At 77.4% G+C, this 620-nt stretch carries 1 protein-coding gene; it reads right to left on the bottom strand.

Annotation, left to right across the window (positions count from 1 at the left end; all coding sequences use genetic code 11):
• On the bottom strand, nt 1–414 hold a 414-nt coding region (locus AC2W7G_RS18030), incomplete at its 3' end, for a PspC domain-containing protein (RefSeq protein WP_485869641.1).
• Nucleotides 415–620 lie beyond the last annotated feature (206 nt).

Genomic DNA, 620 nt, shown 5'->3' with positions numbered 1-620 from the left:
GGCAGCACGCGGCCAGCCGCCCCCGCGGCCCCAGCCGTCCCACGCAGCGTCGCCGAGCGCCGAGAGGGCCGCGACGACCGCTGCGACGGCCAGGCCGATCGTGCGCACCTGCGGCTCGTTGCGGCCGAGGTTGAACCACTCCGACGCGTGGCTCTGGGCGGCGTCGTCGGAGGGCACGAGCACCCAGGCCGCGACGTAGAGGATGAGTCCCGCGCCGCCGATGATCGTCAGCACCGCGACCGCGACGCGGACGACGACCGGGTCGACGCCGAGGTGGCGCGCGACGCCGGCGCAGACGCCGGCGACCAGGCGGTCGTCGCTGCTGCGGCGCATGTCGGTGATCGTGCGCAGGCGGCCCGGGTCGAAGTCCTCGTCGGGCGCCGGCTGCTGCGGCGGGGGAGTCGTGTCGGTCATGGCTCCCATCCTGCTCGCGCCGGGCGCCGCGGACATCGGGCACGACCCTGGAACCGTCCCGGGGATGCTCGGGGACGGGCGGGGGAGCGACCCCGTGGCGCCGCGGCTCGCGCGCGTGTGATGCTCGGGGCGTGACCACGACCGAGGACGTCCCGCAGCCCTACCGGCGCGCTACCGGCCCGCGAGGGGGCGCCTGCTGGGCGGCG

It is taken from the genome of Aeromicrobium sp. PFPM2_SD2, assembly GCF_057364525.1.
Note: the sequence above shows the minus strand (reverse complement) of the source record. Positions and strands in the feature narration are given on the sequence as shown.